Annotated in this window: 17 protein-coding genes; 8 read left to right on the forward strand and 9 right to left on the reverse strand. The window is 69.7% G+C overall.

What is annotated here, in order from left to right; genetic code table 11:
• Window positions 1–12: 12 nt before the first annotated feature.
• Window positions 13–1,311, reverse strand: coding sequence for a UbiH/UbiF/VisC/COQ6 family ubiquinone biosynthesis hydroxylase (locus ACFOGJ_RS08515; RefSeq protein WP_379899430.1), 1,299 nt, complete (start codon window positions 1,309–1,311; stop codon window positions 13–15).
• Between the two features lie 414 nt (window positions 1,312–1,725).
• Here ACFOGJ_RS08515 and ACFOGJ_RS08520 point away from each other — a divergent pair, with 414 nt between their 5' ends.
• From ACFOGJ_RS08520 to ACFOGJ_RS08550, 7 genes are all read left to right on the forward strand, one after another.
• Entirely contained in the window at window positions 1,726–2,064 is a 339-nt protein-coding gene (locus tag ACFOGJ_RS08520; RefSeq protein WP_379899431.1) for a P-II family nitrogen regulator, read from the forward strand.
• A gap of 232 nt (window positions 2,065–2,296) precedes the next feature.
• Window positions 2,297–3,586, forward strand: a complete 1,290-nt coding sequence (locus tag ACFOGJ_RS08525; RefSeq protein ID WP_379899432.1) for an aminotransferase class I/II-fold pyridoxal phosphate-dependent enzyme — start codon at window positions 2,297–2,299, stop codon at window positions 3,584–3,586.
• A 70-nt stretch (window positions 3,587–3,656) separates the two neighbouring features.
• On the forward strand, window positions 3,657–6,161 hold the full coding sequence (locus ACFOGJ_RS08530; RefSeq protein ID WP_379899433.1) for an FtsK/SpoIIIE family DNA translocase: 2,505 nt from the start codon (window positions 3,657–3,659) through the stop codon (window positions 6,159–6,161).
• Window positions 6,162–6,242: 81 nt separating this feature from the next.
• On the forward strand, window positions 6,243–7,412 hold the full coding sequence (gene corA / locus ACFOGJ_RS08535) for a magnesium/cobalt transporter CorA (RefSeq protein ID WP_379899434.1): 1,170 nt from the start codon (window positions 6,243–6,245) through the stop codon (window positions 7,410–7,412).
• 73 nt (window positions 7,413–7,485) lie between these two features.
• The gene (locus tag ACFOGJ_RS08540) at window positions 7,486–8,196 is read left to right on the forward strand and encodes a LolA family protein (RefSeq protein ID WP_379899435.1); all 711 of its coding nucleotides are present in this window, start codon (window positions 7,486–7,488) and stop codon (window positions 8,194–8,196) included.
• Window positions 8,193–9,041, forward strand: a complete 849-nt coding sequence (locus tag ACFOGJ_RS08545; protein ID WP_379899436.1) for a gamma-glutamyl-gamma-aminobutyrate hydrolase family protein — start codon at window positions 8,193–8,195, stop codon at window positions 9,039–9,041. Before ACFOGJ_RS08540 ends, ACFOGJ_RS08545 begins: the two co-directional genes overlap by 4 nt.
• Window positions 9,041–10,372 carry a glutamine synthetase family protein gene (locus ACFOGJ_RS08550; protein ID WP_379899465.1) on the forward strand — a complete coding sequence of 444 codons (1,332 nt, stop codon included), beginning with the start codon at window positions 9,041–9,043 and terminating at the stop codon, window positions 10,370–10,372. The genes ACFOGJ_RS08545 and ACFOGJ_RS08550 overlap by 1 nt, the downstream gene beginning before the upstream one ends.
• Window positions 10,373–10,379: 7 nt before the next feature.
• Here ACFOGJ_RS08550 and ACFOGJ_RS08555 read toward each other — a convergent pair whose 3' ends face one another.
• From ACFOGJ_RS08555 to ACFOGJ_RS08565, 3 genes are all read right to left on the reverse strand, one after another.
• Window positions 10,380–11,636, reverse strand: a complete 1,257-nt coding sequence (locus ACFOGJ_RS08555) for a 2OG-Fe(II) oxygenase (protein WP_379899437.1) — start codon at window positions 11,634–11,636, stop codon at window positions 10,380–10,382.
• A 130-nt stretch (window positions 11,637–11,766) separates the two neighbouring features.
• Window positions 11,767–12,708: a response regulator gene (locus ACFOGJ_RS08560; RefSeq protein WP_379899438.1), complete on the reverse strand. Its 942-nt coding sequence runs from the start codon at window positions 12,706–12,708 to the stop codon at window positions 11,767–11,769.
• 54 nt (window positions 12,709–12,762) lie between these two features.
• Entirely contained in the window at window positions 12,763–13,812 is a 1,050-nt protein-coding gene (locus ACFOGJ_RS08565; protein WP_379899439.1) for a threonine aldolase family protein, read from the reverse strand.
• Window positions 13,813–14,243: 431 nt separating this feature from the next.
• On the opposite strand from ACFOGJ_RS08565, the gene xth reads away from it, so the two are divergent.
• Window positions 14,244–15,041, forward strand: a complete 798-nt coding sequence (gene xth / locus ACFOGJ_RS08570) for an exodeoxyribonuclease III (protein WP_379899440.1) — start codon at window positions 14,244–14,246, stop codon at window positions 15,039–15,041.
• 39 nt (window positions 15,042–15,080) lie between these two features.
• Here xth and ACFOGJ_RS08575 read toward each other — a convergent pair whose 3' ends face one another.
• Genes ACFOGJ_RS08575 through ACFOGJ_RS08595 form a run of 5 tightly spaced genes read right to left on the reverse strand, consistent with a single transcriptional unit; the run spans window position 15,081 to window position 20,321 of the window.
• Window positions 15,081–15,629 (reverse strand): helix-turn-helix domain-containing protein, encoded by a 549-nt coding sequence (locus ACFOGJ_RS08575; protein ID WP_379899442.1) that lies wholly within the window; start codon window positions 15,627–15,629, stop codon window positions 15,081–15,083.
• Window positions 15,626–16,492, reverse strand: coding sequence for a hypothetical protein (locus ACFOGJ_RS08580; RefSeq protein WP_379899443.1), 867 nt, complete (start codon window positions 16,490–16,492; stop codon window positions 15,626–15,628). Before ACFOGJ_RS08580 ends, ACFOGJ_RS08575 begins: the two co-directional genes overlap by 4 nt.
• A gap of 15 nt (window positions 16,493–16,507) precedes the next feature.
• Window positions 16,508–16,996: a class I SAM-dependent methyltransferase gene (locus ACFOGJ_RS08585; protein ID WP_379899444.1), complete on the reverse strand. Its 489-nt coding sequence runs from the start codon at window positions 16,994–16,996 to the stop codon at window positions 16,508–16,510.
• 58 nt (window positions 16,997–17,054) lie between these two features.
• Complete coding sequence (locus ACFOGJ_RS08590) at window positions 17,055–17,519, reverse strand: cyclic nucleotide-binding domain-containing protein (RefSeq protein WP_379899445.1); 465 nt, start codon at window positions 17,517–17,519, stop codon at window positions 17,055–17,057.
• Window positions 17,520–17,564: 45 nt separating this feature from the next.
• On the reverse strand, window positions 17,565–20,321 hold the full coding sequence (locus tag ACFOGJ_RS08595; protein ID WP_379899446.1) for an ABC transporter transmembrane domain-containing protein: 2,757 nt from the start codon (window positions 20,319–20,321) through the stop codon (window positions 17,565–17,567).
• Window positions 20,322–20,538: the final 217 nt, after the last annotated feature.

The following is a 20,538-nucleotide window of genomic DNA, read 5'->3' on the forward strand; positions in this document are numbered from 1 at the left end:
CCGCCCCGGCCGTCAGCGGCCGAGGCCGAGCACCAGGTCGCCCATGGCGTGCCGCATCAGCAGCCGCTTCAGCGGCGGGACGCGATCGACCGCGGACAGGCCGAGGCTGCGGACCAGGCGCAGGCCCGGATCGTCATTGGAGAACAGCCGGTTCAGCCCGTCGGTGACAACTCCCATCAGCACCGTGTCGAAGCGCCGGCCGCCGGCATAGCGGCGCAGCACGTCCGGCGCGCCGGGGTCGAGGCCGAGGCCGAGCGGGCCGGCGAGTTCGTCCGCCAGCCGCGCCACGTCGCGCAGCCCGAGGTTGAGCCCCTGGCCGGCGATCGGATGGATGCCGTGGGCGGCGTCGCCGATCAGCGCCAGGCGCGGCGCCACCAGGTCACGGGCGATCTGGAAGGCGAGCGGATAGCTCCAGCGCGGCCCTTCCAGGCGCAGCGGGCCGAGATAGTCGCCGAAGCGGCGCGCCACCTCGCCCGCAAAGGCGGCGTCGTCCAGCGCCATGTAGGCCTCCACCGCCTCCTGCCGTTCCGTCCAGACGATGGAGGCCCGGTGCATCGGGGCCATGCCATCGTCGGCGTCGGTCAGCGGCAGGATGGCGAACGGGCCGCTGGGCAGGAAGCGTTCCTGGGCGATCCCGTCATGCGGCAGGCTGTGGCGCACCGTGCAGACGATGCCCGATTGCGGATAGTCCCAGCCCTGCACCTCGATCCCCGCCAGCGCGCGCATCGCGGAGGCACGGCCATCGGCGGCAATGCACAGGCGCGCGCGCAGCACCCGGCCATCCGCCATGTCCAGGTCGACATGGCTGCCGCCGGCCGCGCCGGGCCGGTAGCCGGCGACCGCCGCCGGCGCCACCAGGCGGATGCCGGGCAGATCGGCGGCGGTCCTGGCCAGCGCCATCCGCAGATGCCGGTTCTCGACCATCCGGCCGAGCGGTTCGCCTCCGCCGCCGGCGGCACCTTTGCGCTCCAGGTCACGGCAATCGTAGTGCAGGAAGAAGGGCGAGCCGCCGTCGGAGACCCGGATCTGCCGGATCTCCGCCGTCGGAGGCAGATGCTGCCAGACCCCCAGGGCCGTCAGGTAGCGGACATTGGCCTGCGCGATCGCCGAGGCGCGGCCGTCGAATTCCGGCTGCAGCTGGACCGAAGGCGCCATCCGGTCGACCACGGCCACGGACGCCCCGACCCGCGCCAGGGCCACCGCCATGGCAAGGCCGACCAGCCCGCCACCGACCACGGCGATATCGGCCCGCAATGCCGGCGCCGTCTGCGGCCCTGCCGGCCGCGGTCTGCCATCAACCTGCTCAGGCATCTCCGCCTCCCTGCTTCGCGGGCCCGCCGGCTCCGGCAGGTCCCGCTGCCGGTTGGGCCGCATCTGCGCGCCATACCGGCAGTCTATGCCCAAACCTGCTCAGGCATCTCCGCCTCCCTGCTTCGCGGGCCCGCCGGCTCCGGCAGGTCCCGCTGCCGGTTGGGCGGCATCTGCGCGCCATACCGGCAGTCTATGCCCAAAAATTGAGCAGATCATGACGTGGACAACCGGCGGACAGGCGCGGCGGGGCAGGACCTCCCGCAAAGTACGGCCGCGCGGGCCGGCTTTTCGACGCCGCGATGATCCGGCATGATATTTGAACCTTCCTGGACAGGAAAACCGTTCGCGCCCAATTCGTTCGTGTCCGAGTGGTCGGTCCGGGCGCCCGTCGACGGGGAAAGGGGAAGATCTCACATGAAGATGGTGATGGCCGTCATCAAGCCGTTCAAGCTGGACGAGGTGCGCGAGGCGCTGACCAGCCTCGGGGTCGAAGGTCTGACGGTGACCGAGGTGAAAGGCTACGGCCGGCAGAAGGGCCATACCGAGATCTACCGCGGTGCCGAATATGCCGTCAGCTTCCTGCCGAAGCTGAAGATCGAGGTGGCCGTCGGCACGGACCTGGTCGACCGGGTGGTCGAGGCGATCGCCGCGGCGGCACGCACCGGCCAGATCGGCGACGGCAAGATCTTCGTCTACGACATGCAGAGCGCCATGCGCATCCGCACCGGGGAGAGCGGCGCCGACGCTCTCTGACCCGCCGGATCCGGCCGCAGCGGCCGGAAGCCGGCCAGCTTCGGAAGGGCCGGGGAAACCCGGCCCTTTTTCGTGCCCGGTTCGCTGCTGTGCAGCCCGGGGCAAGACCGCATACTCTTTCCCCGGCGAATCAGTCATTCTTGATCGGTTCCGCCATGAAGGCTCCGGAACCGCGCTGCGGCGGCCTGCCGCGCAGGCACGGACCGGACCCCTGCCGGAACCGGGATCAGACATGACGAATCTAGACCTCAATCCGCGCTTCGCCACACTGGGCGGCTATCCCTTCGCGCGCCTGCGCAGCCTGCTCGACGGGCTGGCGCCGCCGGATGGCGTGCGGCCGATCGACATGACCATCGGCGAGCCGCGGCGCCCGCTGCCGCCGATGGTGGCCGAGACGGTGGCCGGCCAGGCCGCCGGGTTCGGCCGCTATCCGCCGACGCGCGGCAGCCTGGCGCTGCGCCAGGCCTTCGCGGCCTGGCTGGACCGGCGCTATGCCCTGCCGGCCGGCCTGATCGATCCGGAACGGCATGTCATGGCACTGAACGGCACCCGCGAGGGGCTGTTCCAGATCGCCCTGGTCTGCGTGCCGCCGCAGCGCAACGGGCAGCAGCCGGCCGTGCTGGTGCCGAACCCCTTCTACCAGTGCTATGCCGGCGCCGCCGCCGCGGCCGGAGCGGAGACGGTGTTCCTGCCTGCAACCCCGTCGACCGGCCACCTGCCCGACCTGGATGCGCTGCCCGCGACGCTGCTGGACCGGACCGCCCTGTTCTACATCTGCTCCCCCGCCAACCCGCAGGGCGCCGCGGCGACGGCGGACTACTGGCGGCGCCTGCTGGCGTTGGCACGGCGCCACGGTTTCGTCGTCGCCGCCGATGAGTGCTACGCCGAGATCTATCGCGACACCGCACCGCCGGGCGCGCTGCAGGCGGCCGCCGAATCCGGCGCCCTGGACAACCTGGTGGTCTTCCACTCGCTGTCGAAGCGGTCCGGCGTGCCGGGCCTGCGGGGCGGGATCTGCGCCGGCGATCCCGCCGTCATCGAGCATTTCACCACCCTGCGCAGCTATGGCGGGGCGCCGATGCCCTTGCCGCTGGACGCGGCGGCCACGGCCCTGTGGGGCGACGAGGATCACGTGGTCGCAACACGGGCGCATTATAATGCCGCCTACGACGCGGCGGAGCGGATCCTGGGCAGCCGTGTCGGCGGCAACCGTTTCGCGGCCGGGGAACTGCGGCCCGCCGGCGGGTTTTTCCTGTGGCTGGATGTCGGCGATGGCGAGGGTTTCGCCCATCGCCTCTGGACCAGGGCCGGCCTGCGCGTCCTGCCCGGCGGCTATCTGACACGGGCCGATGCGGGCGGACGGAATGTCGGCGCACCGTTCATCCGGGTCGCCCTGGTGGACGACCTGGAAACCATCGGCGAAGGACTGACCCGGCTTGCCGCGGAACTGGCCGCGGCCGAAGCCGGCCCGGACCGGGGCGGTCCGGGCCATGCGCGATCGCAGGAGGCGCCATCAGCATGAAGGCCCGCAGCAGGAACGCCCGCGGCAGAATTGCCCGCAGCAGGATCCGCTGGCAGATCGAAGGGCGGCCATGAGCGTCCGGTCGGGCGACGGCGCCCCTGCCCAGATTCTGCCCGACGGCGTCCGGCCGTTCCTGGTGCGTCGGAGCGTGGAGCTGGCGGGCGGCCTGCTGCTCGCCCTGGGCATCGCCCTGGCCCTGGCCCTGATCAGCTTCCATGCGGCGGATCCGAGCTGGAACCTGTCGGCGGTACGGGAACCGCGGAACTGGCTCGGCCTGCCAGGCGCGACCCTGGCCGACGCGCTGTACCAGGCGCTGGGCATCGCCGCCTTCCTTCTGCCGGTCGCCGCCCTCGCCTGGGGCTGGCGCCTGGTGTCGCACCGGGGGCTGCCCCTGTGGTGGCTGAACCTGCTGGTCCTGCCGCTGCTGCTGGCCACCGCGGCGGCGGCGGCAGCCGTGGTGCCGCGCTTCGAGGACTGGCCGATGCGCAGCGGCCTGGGCGGCGTGCTGGGCGACCTGGTCTATGCGGACCTGGTGTTGCCGCTGGTCGCCCCGCTGCAGCTGAACCAGGCACCGCTGATCTGCGGCCTGGGCTTCTTTCTTGCTTCCATCGCCCTGCTGGTCGTCGCCCTGGGCCTGTCCGGCGGCGAATGGCGCGGCATGGCGCGGGGCGTCGGCCACGGTGCCGGCTGGACCGCCCGCGGCATGGTCGTCGGCGGCCGCGCGGTGGGCCGTGGCGGGGAACGGATCGCGGATCTGCGGGACAGGCTGCGCCGGGCGGCCAATGACGACGGGTCGGACGGCAGGGAGACGCCGTTGCTGCCGCGGCCCGACGCGGCGGAGGCGGAGCGTCCGGCGCGCAGCCGGCGCATCGAGACACGGCGCGCCGCGGCAGAGGATGCCGGCGACGAGGAAGAGGACGAGGCGGTGCCGCAGCGGACGGCGCGGGTCGAGGTCCGGCCCGCCGCCGTCCGGCAGGGTCGCCGCGCGGCGAAGGAGAAGCAGCCGGAACTGGCGCTGGCCCGGCCGGATGCCGGCGACGGCTTCGCGCTGCCGCCGCTCGGCCTGCTGACCGCGGCGCCGGCCTCCACCGGCCAGAAGCTGAACCAGGACGCCCTGGAGCAGAACGCCCGCCTGCTGGAATCGGTGCTTGGCGAATTCGGGGTCAGCGGCGAGATCGTGCGGGTCCGCCCCGGTCCCGTCGTCACCCTCTACGAACTGGAACCGGCACCGGGCACCAAGTCCAGCCGGGTGATCGGACTGGCCGACGACATCGCGCGGTCGATGGCCGCCCTGTCGGCCCGCATCGCGGTGATCCCCGGCCGCAACGCGATCGGCATCGAGCTGCCGAACGCGGACCGGGAGACGGTCTACCTGCGGGAACTGCTGGCCAGCCGCACCTTCGAGGAGGCGAGCGCCAAGCTGCCGCTGGCCCTGGGCAAGGATATCGGCGGCGACCCGGTGATCGGCGACCTGGCCCGGATGCCGCACCTCCTGGTCGCCGGCACCACCGGCTCCGGCAAGTCGGTGGCGATCAACACCATGATCCTGAGCCTGCTGTACCGGCACGGACCCGACGATTGCCGCTTCATCATGGTCGATCCGAAGATGCTGGAACTGTCGGTCTACGACGATATCCCGCACCTTCTGGCGCCGGTGGTGACCGACCCGTCGAAGGCCGTGGTCGCCCTGAAATGGGCGGTGCGCGAGATGGAGGAGCGCTATCGCCGGATGTCGGACATGGGGGTGCGCAACATCTCCGGCTTCAACGCCCGCCTGGCCGAGGCGGCGGAGCGCAAGGAGGGCCTGTCCCGCACCGTGCAGACCGGCTTCGACCCGGAAAGCGGCGACCCGATCTTCGAGGAGATCGAGCTGGACCTGACCCCGATGCCCTACATCGTGGTGGTGATCGACGAGCTGGCCGACCTGATGCTGGTGGCCGGCAAGGATATCGAGGCGGCGATCCAGCGCCTGGCGCAGATGGCGCGGGCCGCCGGCATCCACCTGATCGTGGCGACCCAGCGGCCGTCGGTGGACGTCATCACCGGCACCATCAAGTCGAACTTCCCGACCCGCATCAGCTTCCAGGTCAGCTCCAAGATCGACAGCCGCACGATCCTGGGCGAGCAGGGGGGCGAGCAGCTGCTGGGCATGGGCGACATGCTGTTCATGGCCGGGGCGGGCCGCCTGCAGCGCGTGCATGGCCCGTTCGTCAGCGACCGCGAGGTGGAGGAGATCGTGGCCTATCTGCGCGACCAGGGCGCACCGGCCTATGACGATGCCGTCACCGCGGACCCGGACGAGTTCGACGACGGCGACGATGGCGGCGCCTTCGGTGCCGGCGGCGGCGGCAAGGGCGGCAGCAGCGAGGACCAGCTCTACGACCAGGCCGTCGCGATCGTCTGCCGGGAGCGCAAGGCATCGACCAGCTTCGTGCAGCGCCAGCTGCAGATCGGCTACAACCGCGCCGCACGGATCGTCGAGCGGATGGAGGCCGAAGGTGTGGTCAGCAAGGCCAACCATGTCGGCAAGCGGCAGGTCCTGGCGCGCGACATCGACGAGATGGCGGCGAACTGAGCCGCAGCATCGCGGGGGGCCTGGACGCGGCATGCCTGGATTGAGGGAGCGGGGCAGCAGGGAGCGGGAAAGGGCGGGTCCGTGAGCGACAAGGACAGGCAGGCGGAACCGGCCCGCAGCCGGCACCGGGCCGGCTTCGGCCAGCGCCCCCCGGTGGGCGCGATGCCCGGCACCCTGATGCGCGATCCCGATGCCCAGCAGACCCAGGTCAGGATCGTCTGCTACGGCCCGGACCGGATCGAGGAGATCCCCTTCCAGGGCCCGCAATCGCTGCCGCAGCTGCTCGACAGCTGGGCGGTCACCTGGATCGCCGTCAGCGGCCTGCGCGACGTGGAGCTGATCGCGGAGCTGGGCAACGTCCTTGGCCTGCACGAACTGGCGCTGGAGGATGCCGTTTCCAGCCAGCAGCGCCCGAAGGTCGAGAACTACGACGACTACACCTTCGTGGTCACCCAGGCGCCGCGCTGGAACCCGGTGCATGACGGCGATGCGGCCGACCTGGAGCATGTCTCGGAGCAGATCGCGATCTTCTTCTCCCGCGCCTTCGTGCTGACGGTGAAGGCCGGCGAGGGCGGCCGCTTCGACGCCATCCGGGAGCGGCTGTACAAGCAGCGCGGCCGGGTGCGGAAGGCCGGGCCCGGCCATCTGGTCTATGCCATGCTCGACATCGTGATCGACGAGTATTTCCCGGTGGTCGAGCATCTGGGCGAGAAGCTGGAGGCGCTGGAAGCCGACATCATGCGCAATCCCGACCGCGAGGTCGTGGTCCGCATCCAGCAGATGCGCCGCAGCCTGCTGGCAATGCGGCGGGCCATCTGGCCGCAGCGTGAGGTTGTCTATGCCCTGGCGCGGGAGGGGATGCCGCATGTCGGCAGGAAGACCAGGATCTACCTGCGGGACTGCGCCGACCATCTGACCCAGCTGATCGAGATGACGGAGATGTACCGGGAACTGACCACCGGCCTGCTGGACATCTATCTGTCGAGCGCCAGCGCGCGCACCAACGAGGTGATGCGCGTGCTGACCATCATCGCGACGATCTTCATCCCGCTGGGCACCGTGGCGGGGATTTACGGAATGAACTTCGATCCCCAAGTATCGCCGTGGAACATGCCGGAGCTGAGCTGGTACTACGGCTATCCCTATGCCATCGGCCTGATGGCCACGATGGCCGGCGCGATGCTGTTCTATTTCTGGCGCAAGGGCTGGCTTGGCGGACGCGACCCGGCGAGACTGCTGCAGGACGACTAGCCCGTCGGCACCGCCGGCGCCGATACTGCCGCCGCCGACCGCCGACCGGCGGCGCGGCCGAAACGGAGTGACCATGACCTTTTCGAGTGCCGGAGCCTGTTCGACCGACGCCCCCGGACGCCGGCATCGCGACGTGCCGGCAGCCATCCTGACCCGCATCTGGGCCCTGGCCCTGGCCATGGTGGCGGTGCTGGCGCTGGGAACCGGCGCGCAGGCGCGCGTCGCCGACGGCGACCCGGCCACGGAAGCCGCCCTCCAGCAGGTCGAGGACTGGTTTTCCCGGACCCGGTCCCTGAAGGCCGATTTCGTCCAGGTCGACGATGCCGGCTATACCGCCTCCGGCAAGCTGTGGCTGCGCCGGCCGGGACGCGTGCGCTTCGAATACGACCCGCCGGTGCCGCTGATGATCGTGTCGGACGGGATCTTCGTGATGTTCGTCGACAAGGAACTGGAGCAGGTGGACCGGCTGCCCCTGGTCCGTTCGCCCCTGTCGATCCTGACCGCCGACGAGGTGGACCTGCGCAAGGATGCGGAGGTTCGCGACGTGTCGATCCAGGGCGGCCTGATCCATGTCACCCTGGCCGATCCGGATTCGCCGGAGGAGGGCGAGGTCACCCTGGTCTTCCGCGGCGAGCCGATGACCCTGCGCCAGTGGATCGTCCGCGACGCCACCGGCAAGGAGGTGGCGGTGACCCTGCAGGATACCGAGGTCAATCCGGACCTGCCGCAGCGGCTGTTCGTCTACACGGATCCGGCGCCGGGGCGCAGCCGAAACCTGCCATGACAGCAACCGACCGCGCGCCCGACGGCGGTACCCGCCCGCTGGTCCTGGTCACCGCCTGCATCCGCCGGATCGATGCCACCACAGGCCATGCGGTCTACGAGCAGTATATCGATGCGGCGCGCGACCCGCTGGACGCCGACCCGGTGATCCTGCCGGCCCTGGGAGCGGAGGCGTTCCGCCAGCTGCTGCCGGTGGTCGACGGGGTCCTGCTGCCCGGCAGCCTGTCCAACGTGGCGCCGGAGCATTACGGCGGCCCGCCGCCGCGGGACGGCAACCAGGCCGACCCTGCACGCGACGGCACCACCCTGCCGCTGATCCGGGCCTGCCTCGACCAGGGCATTCCCCTGCTGGCGATCTGCCGCGGCTTCCAGGAGATGAACGTGGCCCTGGGCGGCAGCCTGCACCAGCACCTGGCGGAGGTTCCCGGCCGGATCGACCACGAGGCGGCGGCGGACAGGCCGCGTGCGACGCGCTATGGTTTCCGTCATGTCGTCCGGTTCGCGGCGGACAGCTGGATCGGCGCGCGCTACGGCGCGGCGGAGGCAGCGGTGAATTCGCTGCACGGCCAGGGTGTCGACCGGCTGGCGGCCGGCCTGGCGGTCGAGGCACTGGCGCCGGACGGCACGGTCGAGGCCTTTCGCGCCACCGGGGTTCCCGGCTTCGCGCTGGGCGTGCAATGGCACCCGGAATGGCAGGCCGCCGGGAATGCGCTGTCGCGGGCCGTGTTCGGCCTGTTCGGCGACGCCTGCCGGGCGCGGCATGCCCGGCGCCTGGCGGCAGCAGGCCTGGAGGGACCGGCACGGTCCGGCAACAGCGAGGAGAGGCCCGCTTGGGCGATGTCCTGATGGAGGAATGGCTGCGCGAGCGCTCGGTCTCGGAGGTCGAGTGCCTGATCCCGGACCTGGCGGGAATCGCCCGGGGCAAGATCCTGCCGGCGCACAAGCTGGTGCGGGCGGTGGCGGAAGACGGGCTGCGGCTGCCGGAGAGCATCTTCCAGCAGACGGTCACCGGCGAGTGGGTCGAGACGCGGACCTTCGATGCGACCGAGCCCGACATGCTGCTGATCCCGGACCAGGCCACCCTGCGCCTGGTCCCCTGGTACAGCGATCCGACCGCGCAGGTGATCTGCGACTGCCAGCGCCGCGACGGCAATCCGGTGGAGACGGCCCCCCGCCAGGTGCTGCGCCGGGTGCTGGACCTGTACGAGGCCAAGGGCTGGCGCCCCGTGGTGGCGCCGGAGCTGGAGTTCTTCCTGGTGGCGAAGAACACCGATCCCGACTATCCCCTGCAGCCGCCGCCGGGCCGGTCCGGCCGGGCGGAAAGCGGGCGGCAGAGCTATGGCGTCGATGCGGTCAACGAGTACGACGCCATCTTCGAGGACATGTACGACTATTGCGACGCCCAGGGCCTGGACGTCGACACCCTGATCCACGAGGCCGGCGCCGCCCAGGTGGAGATCAACTTCAACCACGGCGACGCGATGGACATGGCCGACCAGGCCTTCCTGTTCAAGCGGACGGTGCGGGAAACCGCCCTGCGCCATGGCGTCTATGCCACCTTCATGGCGAAGCCGATCGAGCGCGAGCCGGGCAGCGCGATGCACATTCACCAGAGCGTGGTGGATGCCAGCAGCGGCGAGAACCTGTTCGCGGACAAGGAAGGGCAGGACACGCCGCTGTTCCTGAGCCATATCGCCGGCCTGCAGCGCTACCTGCCGAGCGCGATGCCGCTGCTCGCCCCGAACGTCAATTCCTACCGCCGCCTGACCCGCTACTGGGCGGCGCCGATCAATACCCTCTGGGGGCACGAGAACCGGACCACCGGCCTGCGGGTTCCCTATTCGAACGGGCCGTCGCGCCGGATCGAGAACCGGGTCCCGGGCGCCGATGCCAATCCCTATCTGGCGATCGCCGCGTCCCTGGCCTGCGGCTATCTGGGCATGGTCGAGGGGCGGAAGCCGAGCAAGCCGCACGAAGGCAATGCCTACGCCAAGGACTACAACCTGCCGCGCTACCTGCCGGAGGCGGTGCGGCTGATGGAAGCCTCCGAGCCCCTGCGCGAGCTGTTCGGCGTGGATTTCGTCGACAATCTCTGCGCCATCCGCCAGGCCGAGCATGACGCCTATCAGCAGGTGATCAGCGCCTGGGAGCGCGAGCATCTGCTGCTGAACGTGTAGCGGCGCCTCAGCCCGCGCCGGCGCAGCCGCCTTCTTCCTCAGGAATCGCGCCATCGGCCGCAGCGGTATCCGCCGGCTGGCCGCCGGCGCCGACGAACTGCAGGTTCTGCTGCCGGATGTCGGCGGCCTCGTCGTCGTAGAAGAACGGCAGGAAGGCATAGCGCTGCCCGGCCGTGACCGGCCGCGCCTCGTGCAGCATGGAGCAGGAGAACACCAGCGCCGCGCCGGTGGGCGGCCGGTACAGGCTGCGGCCATATTCCGGGAAGCAGAGTTCGCCGCCGTCGAAGCCGTCGCTGTTCAGGTTCACCGTCATGGCGAAGCGGCGATGCGCCGTGCCGCGCGACGTGTTGTCCCGATGCGCCCGGAAGAAGCCGCCTTCGCCACCGTCGTAGCGGGCGACGATATAGCGTTCCACGCGGGTGGCGCGGAAGCAGAACGCCTTGCGGATCTCCGGCACGACACGGCGCAGCAGCATGCGCCGGATCACCGCCAGAAGCTGCGGATCCTCGATCGGGCAGTCGGTCCGGCGCTTCATGCCCGGGTCGTGCAACCCAACCGTCCGGCCGCCCAGATCGCGCATGAAGCCGCTGGGGGTCCCGCCGCGGCGTTCGTAATAGGCGATCAGGTCCCGGCACAGTGCGGGCGGCAGAGCGCCCGGCACCAGAAGAATCGGCGCATGATGATCCTGCCGGCGGTAAGGCTCGGGCGCCGGCACCTGGCGCAGCAGCGGGTCGAGCGCCCGCGCCAGGCCGGCCGGTGCGCCGGCATCCAGCCGTGCCAGAAGCTGCAGGTTCTCCCGCAGCAGGAACGCCGTCGGTCGGATGCCGCCGGTTTCCAGGTCGTCCCGCGGCACGCCATAGCTGGTTGCGATGCCGTCGTCCGGATCCCAGATCCAGGTGCAGTCCGCGGGCCGGATGGCCGCATCCGCCACCTCGGTGCCGGGCCGGCAGATCGCGAGCAGACGGATCTGCCGCTGCATCAGGAGGTCGCCCAGCCGCCGCAGCACCGCATGGATCTCCGCCCTGAGGTCGGGGCCGGCATCGCCGAGAAACAGGACCAGGAGCCGCATACCGGCAACCGCATGCAGGTGGAACTGCGGGTTGTGGGGTGCGGCAGCGACGAAGGGCGGCAGGAAATCGCCAGGCAGGAAGGGCGGCACGAAGGGCGGCAGTACCGCGGCCGTCCGCCCCGGGTCCGCAGGCGCGACGGACACCGGTCCGATCGCGCCGGGGCTGTCGCCTTCTGCCGCAGCCTGTGCATCCATGTCGTCGCGCCTTCCATCATCGCCGGCTGTTGCCCCGGATATCCTCCTCTCCGGGCGCCGGCCCCGCCTTGCCATCATACGACGTTTCCGGGGCTATTGCGCCGGTCTTGCAACCGGCACTTTCGGCGGGTCAGCGGCCGGGCTGGCCGATCAGCTGCTCCAGCCCCCTGGCGATGTCGCGGGCCAGGTCGCTGGAGGCTTCCGGCCTGGCGTGGATGACGGCACGCAGCGAATCGACATTCACCTTCAGCAGCTGGGCCGCCCGTCCGCCGCCCGCTCCCCGCTCCAGCAGGGTGATCAGCTGCCCGGCGATGTCGGCGGCCGTGTCGTAGCCATGTTCGTCCATGGTGCGCACCGCCGATTCCAGGCGATCCAGGAGGAGCGGCTTGTATTCGTCGATCGTGCCGCTGTCGGACACCTCGCCCAGCAGCCGGGAGAGCCGGTCCAGGTCGCCGTCGATCCAGGTCATGCGCAGGTTGCGCAGCACGCGGCGCGCTTCCGTCACCAGCTGCTCGGCCTCCCGACGCTCGCCGCGGTGCTTCATCTGCAGGAGCGGCATCGGCGCCGCCTCGAAGGCATCGCGGCGCCGCGGATTGCGCCGGTTGCCGCCGGGCGGCGGCGCCTTGCCGGCATGTCGCCGGTCCGGGCCGATGAAGGTCGGGGCCAGGATCATGCTGCGCGGCCGGTCGATCACCGCCGACAGCTTCTGCAGCACCCCCTTCACCGTCACCGGCCGGATCACCACCTCGTCCGCCCCGGCATCGCGGGCGGCCATGATCTTTTCCAGGGTCGGGTCGCCGATCGTCATGATGATCGCGACGAAGGGGCTGGGGCTCTCCGGCGAGCGCCGGATCCGCCGCACCAGGTCGGTGCCGCGGCCGTCGGGCAGGATCGCGTCGATGAACAGGATGTCGGGATTGGCGTCCGCCATCGACCGCAGCGCCTCGCCGCCGGAGGGGAGGCCGCGCAGGCGCCGCAGCCCCACTTCCCACATGATCTGCTTCAGGATCTGCTGCAGGGCGCGGGAGGGATTCACCACCATGACGTCGAGGCGTGTCAGGTCCAGGGGCATGGCCCTTGCTCAGCTCTCCCTTCCGCGGACTGCCCGCATCGCCGCGGCCGACTGCTACTGCGGTCGGCCGGCGGCCAGCTCGGCGGCCAGGTCCCTGATGGCGGCGGCCGCCACCTCGATATCCGCCGCGCCGACGTCCAGATGCGTGACGGCACGCAGGCGGCTGGGTCCCACCGGCACGATCTCGACACCACGCGCCGCGAGCAGTTCCGCGAAGCGGGCCGCGCGGACGCCCAGCGCGGAAATGTCGAAGAACACCATGTTGGTCGCCACCTCCGCGTCGTCCTGGCGCAGACCGGTGGCCCCGGCCAGCAGGTCGGAGAGCCGGCGGGCATTGGCATGGTCGTCCGCCAGGCGTGCGACATGATGATCCAGCGCATAGAGCCCGGCGGCGGCCAGGATGCCGGCCTGGCGCATCGCCCCGCCGAGCCGCTGCTTCCAAGTCCAGGCCTGCGCGATGAAGTCGGCACTGCCGGCGAGCACCGCGCCGACCGGACAGCCCAGCCCCTTGCTGAGGTCGATCCAGCAGCTGTCGCAGGCGGCAGCGAAATCGGTGGCCGGGATGCCGCTCTCCACCACCGCGTTGAGCAGCCGCGCGCCGTCCATATGCACCGCCAGGCCGTGCTGGCGCGCCAGGGCGGCGACGCCTTCCACCACCGGCAGGGGCCAGATCGTGCCGCCGGCCATGTTCGCCGTCTGCTCGATCACCACCATGCGGCTGCGCGGGCTGTAGCGGTTTGCCGGCCGCAGCGCCGCGGCCAGGTCATCGGCCGTGAAGATGCCGCGATCGCCCTGGATCGTCCGCACCGCCGCACCGGCCAGGGCGGCGGCGCCGGCCGCCTCGAAACTGACGATATGGGCGCCGGCATCGGCCACGATCTCGTCACCGGGGCGGCAATGCACCAGGGTCGCGATGATGTTGCACATCGCGCCGGACGGCAGGAAGACGGCCGCCTCCTTGCCCAGCAGCTGCGCGACACGGTGACACAGCGCGGTCACCGCCGGGTCCAGGCCGCGCTGCTCGTCGCCAACCTCCGCCCGGGCCATCGCTTCGCGCATGGCGGCCGTCGGCCGCGTCTGGGTGTCGCTGAACAGATTGATCACGTTGGCTTTTCCCCGACAGGACCGGATTCCCAATGCCGCCGGACAGTAGCAGCAGGAACCGGACCGGGTGTTCTCGATCTTGTGAGCGGATTGCCCTGGCCTGCGAAACTGGAACGGTGGCGGATCGACACCATATGTGACTCATGTCGGTCGGTCGTTACCAGCCGTACCCCCCTGATGCGGTGACCGACTGCATAGCGCCGGGCTTCCCCTCCCGGCGCGCGCGTCTACATGACGCGGAGACGCCCGGTGTCCCCCTCGCCGGGCGTCTTCTTGTTTGCGCCCCCGAATCCTGTCCGCAAATCCTATGTGCGATGCCGGCGACCGGCCTTGCCGTCCGGCGTCCCGGCGGTCATCCTGCGGCTCCCGCCCGTCGGCCTCCCCGGCCGCGCTTCCCCGACGCCATGCCGTACCGCGACGGAAGACGATAGATGCTGAAAATCGCCACCTGGAACGTCAACTCCATCCGTCTGCGCGCCGAGGGGGTCCGGCAGCTGGTCGAAGAGCAGGCGCCGGACGTCATCTGCCTGCAGGAGACGAAGGTCGCGAACGGCAGCTTCCCGCTGTCGATCCTGCACGATGCCGGCTATCCGCATGTCTCCCTGAACGGACAGAAGATGTACAACGGCGTCGCGATCGCCGCCCGCCGGCCGTTCCAGGCCAGCACGCCGCGGCAATGGTGCGAACGGGACGATTGCCGGCACATGGTCGCCACCTTCGAGGACGGGCTGGAGGTCCACAACTTCTACATCCCCGCCGGCGGGGATGTGCCGGATCCCGAGGCCAATCCGAAGTTCGCCCACAAGCTTCAGTTCGTCGACGAGATCACCGACTGGTTCGGCCGCCGCCGGGGGAAGAAGGGCAACCGGCTGGTGCTGGTCGGCGACCTGAACATCGCGCCGCTGGAGACCGACGTCTGGTCGCACAAGCAGCTGCTGAAGGTCGTCTCCCACACGCCGGTGGAGGTGGAGGCGATGGAACGGATGTACCGCAGCCATGGCTGGATCGACGCCGTGCGGACGATCGTCCCGCCGTCGGAGAAGCTCTACAGCTGGTGGAGCTACCGGTCGCCGGACTGGAGCGCGGCCGACAAGGGCCGGCGGCTCGACCATATCTGGGTGACGCCGGCGCTTCAGGACAGCATCCGCTCCGCGCAGGTGCTGCGGCACATGCGCGGTATTGCCGCGCCATCCGATCACGCACCCGTGCTGGCGGAACTCGACGTCTAGCGCGAGCCGCAGAGTACGATCCGGCCGGTCCGGCAGGGATCAGACGGCCAGCCGGGTGAGGTCGATGCTGAGTGCCTCGGCGATCCCGCGCAGGGTCTTCACCGACCCGGTCTTCTTGCCGTTTTCGATCTCGGACAGGAAGGACTTGCTGAGCCCGACCCGTCGCGCGAGGTCGTCCTGGGTCATGCCGCGCTTCTCCCGCCAGACGCGGACCGATGCCTGGCTGGGCCCGTCCGTCGGCGCCTTCGCCGCGGCACCGCGCCTGGCAGGCGCCTTCGCCGCGGGCGCCGGAGCGGGCTTCGCCGCAGCGGCCTTGGTCAGCGCCTCGTAGGTGGCATGGCTCATGGCGATCAGGTCGTCGCTCGACAACTTCTTCGCCTTGACCACCTTCACCGTGGGTTCGAGCTGGTCCAGGAGGGCGCGAACCTCCCGCTTGTCGTCGCCGACGGCCGCGATGCGCAGTTTCGCCGCGCTGCCGCCCTTGGCTGATTTCGCTCCCATGACGTCCCTGTATTTGTCGATTATTGATTGCTTAGAGCGATGATTAACAATCTGCTTTCCGGGGCTGTCAAGCAGCGCACCCGTCAACTGGCCGGCGGGCGCAGGCGAACCAGCGCCATTCCCCTGTTGCTGCCATAGCGGTTCACCGGCGCCAGGTCGGGCAGGTGCCGGTGCGCTGCCACCAGGTCGCGCACCGCGAGATCCTCCGCCGACAGGATCAGCTGCTTGCGCCTGCCGTTGCGCCGCCAGGCCACCTCCTGGCCGGGCACGAGATCCGGGTCGAACAGCATCGACAGGCTGGGCGCCGGCGGCCAGCCGGTGGCATAGAGCGCGTCGGCCGGCACGTCGTCGTCGAGCAGCGCCAGGGGATAGCCCCGCGCCACGGCTTCCCGCAGCCGTCGCGCATGGCTGACATGATCGTCGAAGAAAAGAAGGGTGTCCGCCGGGGCCGCCGAGGGCGGCGCGGCATCGTCGGCCGACCAGTCGCCGTGGCGATAGTCGATATCCGGCAGGCGCAGCTGCAGGTTCTCCGGCACGGTGTCGTAGGTCACGATCTCCGCATCCGGCAGCGCCTGGCGAAGCAGCCAGGCGCTGTGCCCCTGGAAGGTGCCCGATTCGATCACTGCCCGGGGCTGCGCCAGCCGCGCGGTCAGCCAGAGGCAGAGGGAGGAATTGAAGCCGGCGCCGCCCTTGTTGTCGCGGATCGGCCTGCGGGCGTGGACCTCCCGGAATTCCGCCACCCAGGCTGCCATCCCCGCTTCATCCGGTGCGCCCGCAAAGCCGGCGGCCGCCGCCCAGTGCGACAGCAGCCCGGCCAGCGCCGCGTCCTGCCGCGCCAGCAGTTCCGGGCTGTCGGCGGCGTCGTCGCCGTCGGTCGCATATTTCCGCAGGATCAGCCCGTGGTGGGGCAGGACATGCCGGTTCAGGAACCGGTAGAGGACCCATTTCATGGCCGCCCGCCGGCCTCAGACGGCCCGGTACATGAAATAGCGGTTGGGCCGGATGCCGTCCGGCAGCGGCAATGGCTCCAGCCCAGGCGCCTCGAGAGCCTGGTCGCAGGTCAGCACCCCGCCTTCCGCCAGCAAGCTGCGCAGGCGGCGGGCCATCGCCGCCGCCAGTTCCGCCGTGGCGATCGTGTCGCCGGAGCCGATATCGGCATGGATCAGTGCCGCCTTTTCCGTGATCCGCGCCTCGATGCCCGGCAATGTGTCGGAGAAGTCGCCGAGCACCATGTGCGCATCGTCCGGAATGCAGTCCGGATGCGCGTTGATCACGCGGTCGAAGACGAAGATCTCGCGGCCGGGCATGCGCTCCCGGATATGGTCGTAGGTCCGTCCGTTGCCCAGGCCCAGTTCCAGCACCGGGCCGGGCAGGCCGTCGATCAAACGGGCAGCCGCGTCGATGCAGGCGACCTGGGCCTGCAGGCGGCGGATGGCACTCTCCAAGCGACTCACAACGCAACTCCTCGTTCCGCGCCGGAGTTCGGCGCATTCTCATGTCGGTACGGATGTTTCAGTCGGACTGCGCGTTGAGTTTCGCCGTCGCTTCGCGCAGGTCTGTGGTGGTCTTTTCCAGGCGCTGCGCCAGGACGCGCATGATCTCCACCGCCATCTGGGGGAACTCGGTAACCAGGCGGAAGAACAGGTCCTTGGAGATCTTCAGGGTGACGAGTTCCGATGCCGCGGCGATCGTCGCGGTGCGCGGCACGTCGCACAGGATGGCGATCTCGCCGACGAAGTCGTTCTTCTTCAGTTCGGCGACCCGCAGCGGCCCGTTCGGGGTGTCGACGATCACGTCGGCGCGGCCGTTGACGATGATATAGGCGGCATCGCCGGGATCGCCCTGGCGGAACAGCACCTCGCCGTCGCGGAAGGTCAGCCGTTCGCTGGTGAAGGCGAGCAGCTTGAGCTTCGACGGCTCGATCTTCGCGAACATCGGGATGTTGCGCAGCAGCTCCACCTCTTCGTGCAGGCTCACTTCTGCCTCCTCCCTTTCGTGGCGGACGATACCGGCCGGCCGGACCTAGCGGTCCGCCAGATAGCGCTGGAACGCGCTGTCCTCGGCCTGCATCTCCTCGGTGCTGCCCTGGGCAACGATCCGACCGCTCTGAATCAACAGGATGTGATCGAACTTGGCCGCCTGTTCCGGCCGCTGCAAGGCCCAGACGATGCCATGGTCGCCGAAGGTCTCGAACAGGTTGCCCATGATGCGCTCTTCCTGGCCGGCGTCCAGCGCCGACATCGGCTCCGACAGCAGCAGCAGGTCCGGCCGCTTGATGACGGCGCGGGCCACCGCCAGCCGCTGACGCTGGGAAGCGGAGAGCCGGCCGCCGCCGATGCCGACGGGCATGTTCATGCCGACACCGGTGACCTGGTCGCGCAGGTCCGCTTCCGCCACCACCTGGGTGATCAGCTCGCCGACCCGCTCCGCCGCCTGCGCCTGCCCGTAGGCGATCTTGCCGAACAGAATATTGTCCAGGATCGACGCGCCGCGGGTGAAGCCGTCGGGGTCGAAGAAGGCGATGGCGCCCCGGCGCTCCTCCGGCAGTTCCTCTGCGAAGCGCTTGCGCGCTTCCAGGATCTTCCCCTGGATCTCTTCGGTGATCTGGCCCAGGCGGTGCCGCGCCGGAATCATCTTGAACGGCAGGTTCATCAGCATCTGCCGCTCGGCGTCGCTGAGCTGGTCCAGACGCTCCACCGAGACGCGGCTGACGATCTTGCCGAAATCCGGCAGGTCCTCGGCCGAGATGAAGCTGAACTGCTGGAAGAACTCGTGGTCGGCCGGCAGGTCGGCGAACAGTTCCACCATGGTGGCCGCGATCTCGTAGCCGGCGGTGAGGAAACGGTCGCGCAGGCCGACCTCCTCGAGCACCTGCAGGACGAAGGGATCCTGGCCGATATCGTCCAGCTTGAACCCGTCGGTCACCGGCGCGCCGAACAGCAGGTTCTCCGCCACCGTGGCGTTGGTGTTGTAGCCGTCGGGGTCCCAGGCCTCGACCAGGTCGTCATAGCCGGCCGCCTGCAGCCGTTCCCGCAGCTTGGCGCGGGCCTCCAGCAGGGCGGGCTCCAGGTCCGGCATGGCGGAGGTGTCGGCGCTGCTGCGCAGCCCGAACTGGTAGACATCCTCTTCCAGTTCGACCATCCGCAGGACGCCGATGGCGATCGCCTGCAGCTCCGAGGGGTCCTTCGCGCCGGCGGCTGCGTAGTCGGTCCAGTCGGCGCCCAGATCGTCGGTGGAATTGCCGGAGGCGACGGCCTCCCGCAGCTCCCTGTGCCATTCGGATTCCGCGTCGGAATCGCGCTCCACCACATGCAGGGGGCGATGGCGCAGGCCGTAGAACATGTTGCCGGCGATGGTGTCGTTGAAGATGTAGGAGACCGGCCCGACATAGCCGATGCGGCGCCCGGTGACGGCTTCCGTCAGGTCCGACAGGTCGTGGCCGGCGATGCTGACCGAACCGCGATGCGGCACCAGCAGGTTGGCGATCACCTGCAGCATCTCGTCACGGCCGGAACCGCCGACCAGCGCCACTTTCGACGGCATCGGCAGGGTGGCGCTGACGCTCTCCAGGATCGGCTGGTCCTGCTCGTCGTTGTAGGTCAGGTTGCGCAGGACGATGTCGCCCTTCAGCTCGGGGATCGTCTCCGGCTCTTCGGTCTGGCGGCGCTCGCTGGTCAGCCCGTCCGGCTCGAACTGCGCGATGACCTGCTCGTACTTGATCCGCGCATCCTCGCTGCGCTGGTAGAAGTTCAGCAGCTCCTTCAGCGGCCCGCCCATGTCTTTCTGCGCGGCGACGGCGGCGATCACGGTGCCGACATCCATCTGGCCCTTGATCGTCAGGTAGCCGCCGATCGCATAGAAGAAGAACGGGCCCAGCTGCTGCATGAAGTTGTTGATGAACTTGATGACGAACTTGCGCTGGTAGATCTCGAAGCGGATCCAGTAGTTCTTCCCCAGGTACTGGGTGAAGTCCGCGCGCAGGCGCATCGCGCCGTCATGGGCATGGGCCTCGTTGATGCCGCCGATGGTTTCGCCCACCCGGTCGGCGATCCGGCGGACATTGCGCACCCGCTCCTTGGCCAGCCGGTTCACGTGCCGCTGCAGCTTCGGGATGATCCAGAACTGCAGCGGATAGAGCGCCACCCCGGCCAGGCCCATGATCGGGTTCTGGACCATCAGGAAGATGAACGAGGTCAGCAGCATGCCGCCCTGGAACACCGGCAGGGCGATGGCTTCCGCAATGAAGCCGCCCAGCGGCTCCACCTCCTGGGTGACGATCGGGATGATCTCGCCCTGGCTCATCCGCCGGAAGGTCGGCAGGGGGAAGCGCAGGATCCGCGTATAGAGCTGGTAGCGCAGCCGGCGCAGCATCCGCTCGCCGGAGATCCCCTGATAGACGTTGATGACGTACTTGAAGCCCTGCTGGACGATCACCAGCCCGACGAAGGCCAGGCAGAGCATCAGCAGGTACTGCACCTGGTCCAGGGTGGCCCAGCCGAGGATGTTGACGGGGAAGTCGATCGGCTGCCCGTCGGACTGGCCCTGGATGCCCTGATTGACGATCAGCTTCGGCAGATTGAGGAAATAGTAGTAGGGAATGAACGACAGGCCCGCCAGCGCGGTCAGGATGATCTGGTCGCGCAGCGAGTAGCGCAGGATGAACCGGTAGATGCCCGGCTCCAGCCGCTCCGAACGTGCCGGCGGCGGAGTCCGGGACCCTGCCTCCCCGGTGCTGCCGGATTCCTCCGGCGCGGCCTGATCCCCGCCCTTGTCGGACACGCCCTCTTCGTACTCCCCGCTTATCCTGCCCGCCGGCGCTGTCATGACAGCGCCGGCCCCGCTGCGACATTAGAGTAAAGCGGCATGGCCGGTAAATCCGCCATCCATCTGCGACATTGCGCCATGCGCCCAGGGCATCGCAGCCGCCAAGTCCGGCCTTGGTGGTCCGCTGCGCCTATGCAATAGTCCGCCCACTGACAAGCTTCCGAGCAGGGTG

It is taken from the genome of Marinibaculum pumilum (genome assembly GCF_042646425.1).
Taxonomy (GTDB): domain Bacteria; phylum Pseudomonadota; class Alphaproteobacteria; order Ferrovibrionales; family Ferrovibrionaceae; genus Marinibaculum; species Marinibaculum pumilum.

Coding starts and splice junctions, on each gene's coding strand:
- ACFOGJ_RS08560 (WP_379899438.1), bottom strand. CDS start 12,708: ATGCCCCTGGACCTGACACGCCTCGACGTCATGGTGGTGAATCCCTCC.
- ACFOGJ_RS08530 (WP_379899433.1), top strand. CDS start 3,657: ATGAGCGTCCGGTCGGGCGACGGCGCCCCTGCCCAGATTCTGCCCGAC.
- ACFOGJ_RS08545 (WP_379899436.1), top strand. CDS start 8,193: ATGACAGCAACCGACCGCGCGCCCGACGGCGGTACCCGCCCGCTGGTC.
- xth (WP_379899440.1), top strand. CDS start 14,244: ATGCTGAAAATCGCCACCTGGAACGTCAACTCCATCCGTCTGCGCGCC.
- ACFOGJ_RS08520 (WP_379899431.1), top strand. CDS start 1,726: ATGAAGATGGTGATGGCCGTCATCAAGCCGTTCAAGCTGGACGAGGTG.
- ACFOGJ_RS08525 (WP_379899432.1), top strand. CDS start 2,297: ATGACGAATCTAGACCTCAATCCGCGCTTCGCCACACTGGGCGGCTAT.
- ACFOGJ_RS08555 (WP_379899437.1), bottom strand. CDS start 11,636: ATGGATGCACAGGCTGCGGCAGAAGGCGACAGCCCCGGCGCGATCGGA.
- ACFOGJ_RS08550 (WP_379899465.1), top strand. CDS start 9,041: ATGGAGGAATGGCTGCGCGAGCGCTCGGTCTCGGAGGTCGAGTGCCTG.
- ACFOGJ_RS08515 (WP_379899430.1), bottom strand. CDS start 1,311: ATGCCTGAGCAGGTTGATGGCAGACCGCGGCCGGCAGGGCCGCAGACG.
- ACFOGJ_RS08540 (WP_379899435.1), top strand. CDS start 7,486: ATGACCTTTTCGAGTGCCGGAGCCTGTTCGACCGACGCCCCCGGACGC.
- ACFOGJ_RS08580 (WP_379899443.1), bottom strand. CDS start 16,492: ATGAAATGGGTCCTCTACCGGTTCCTGAACCGGCATGTCCTGCCCCAC.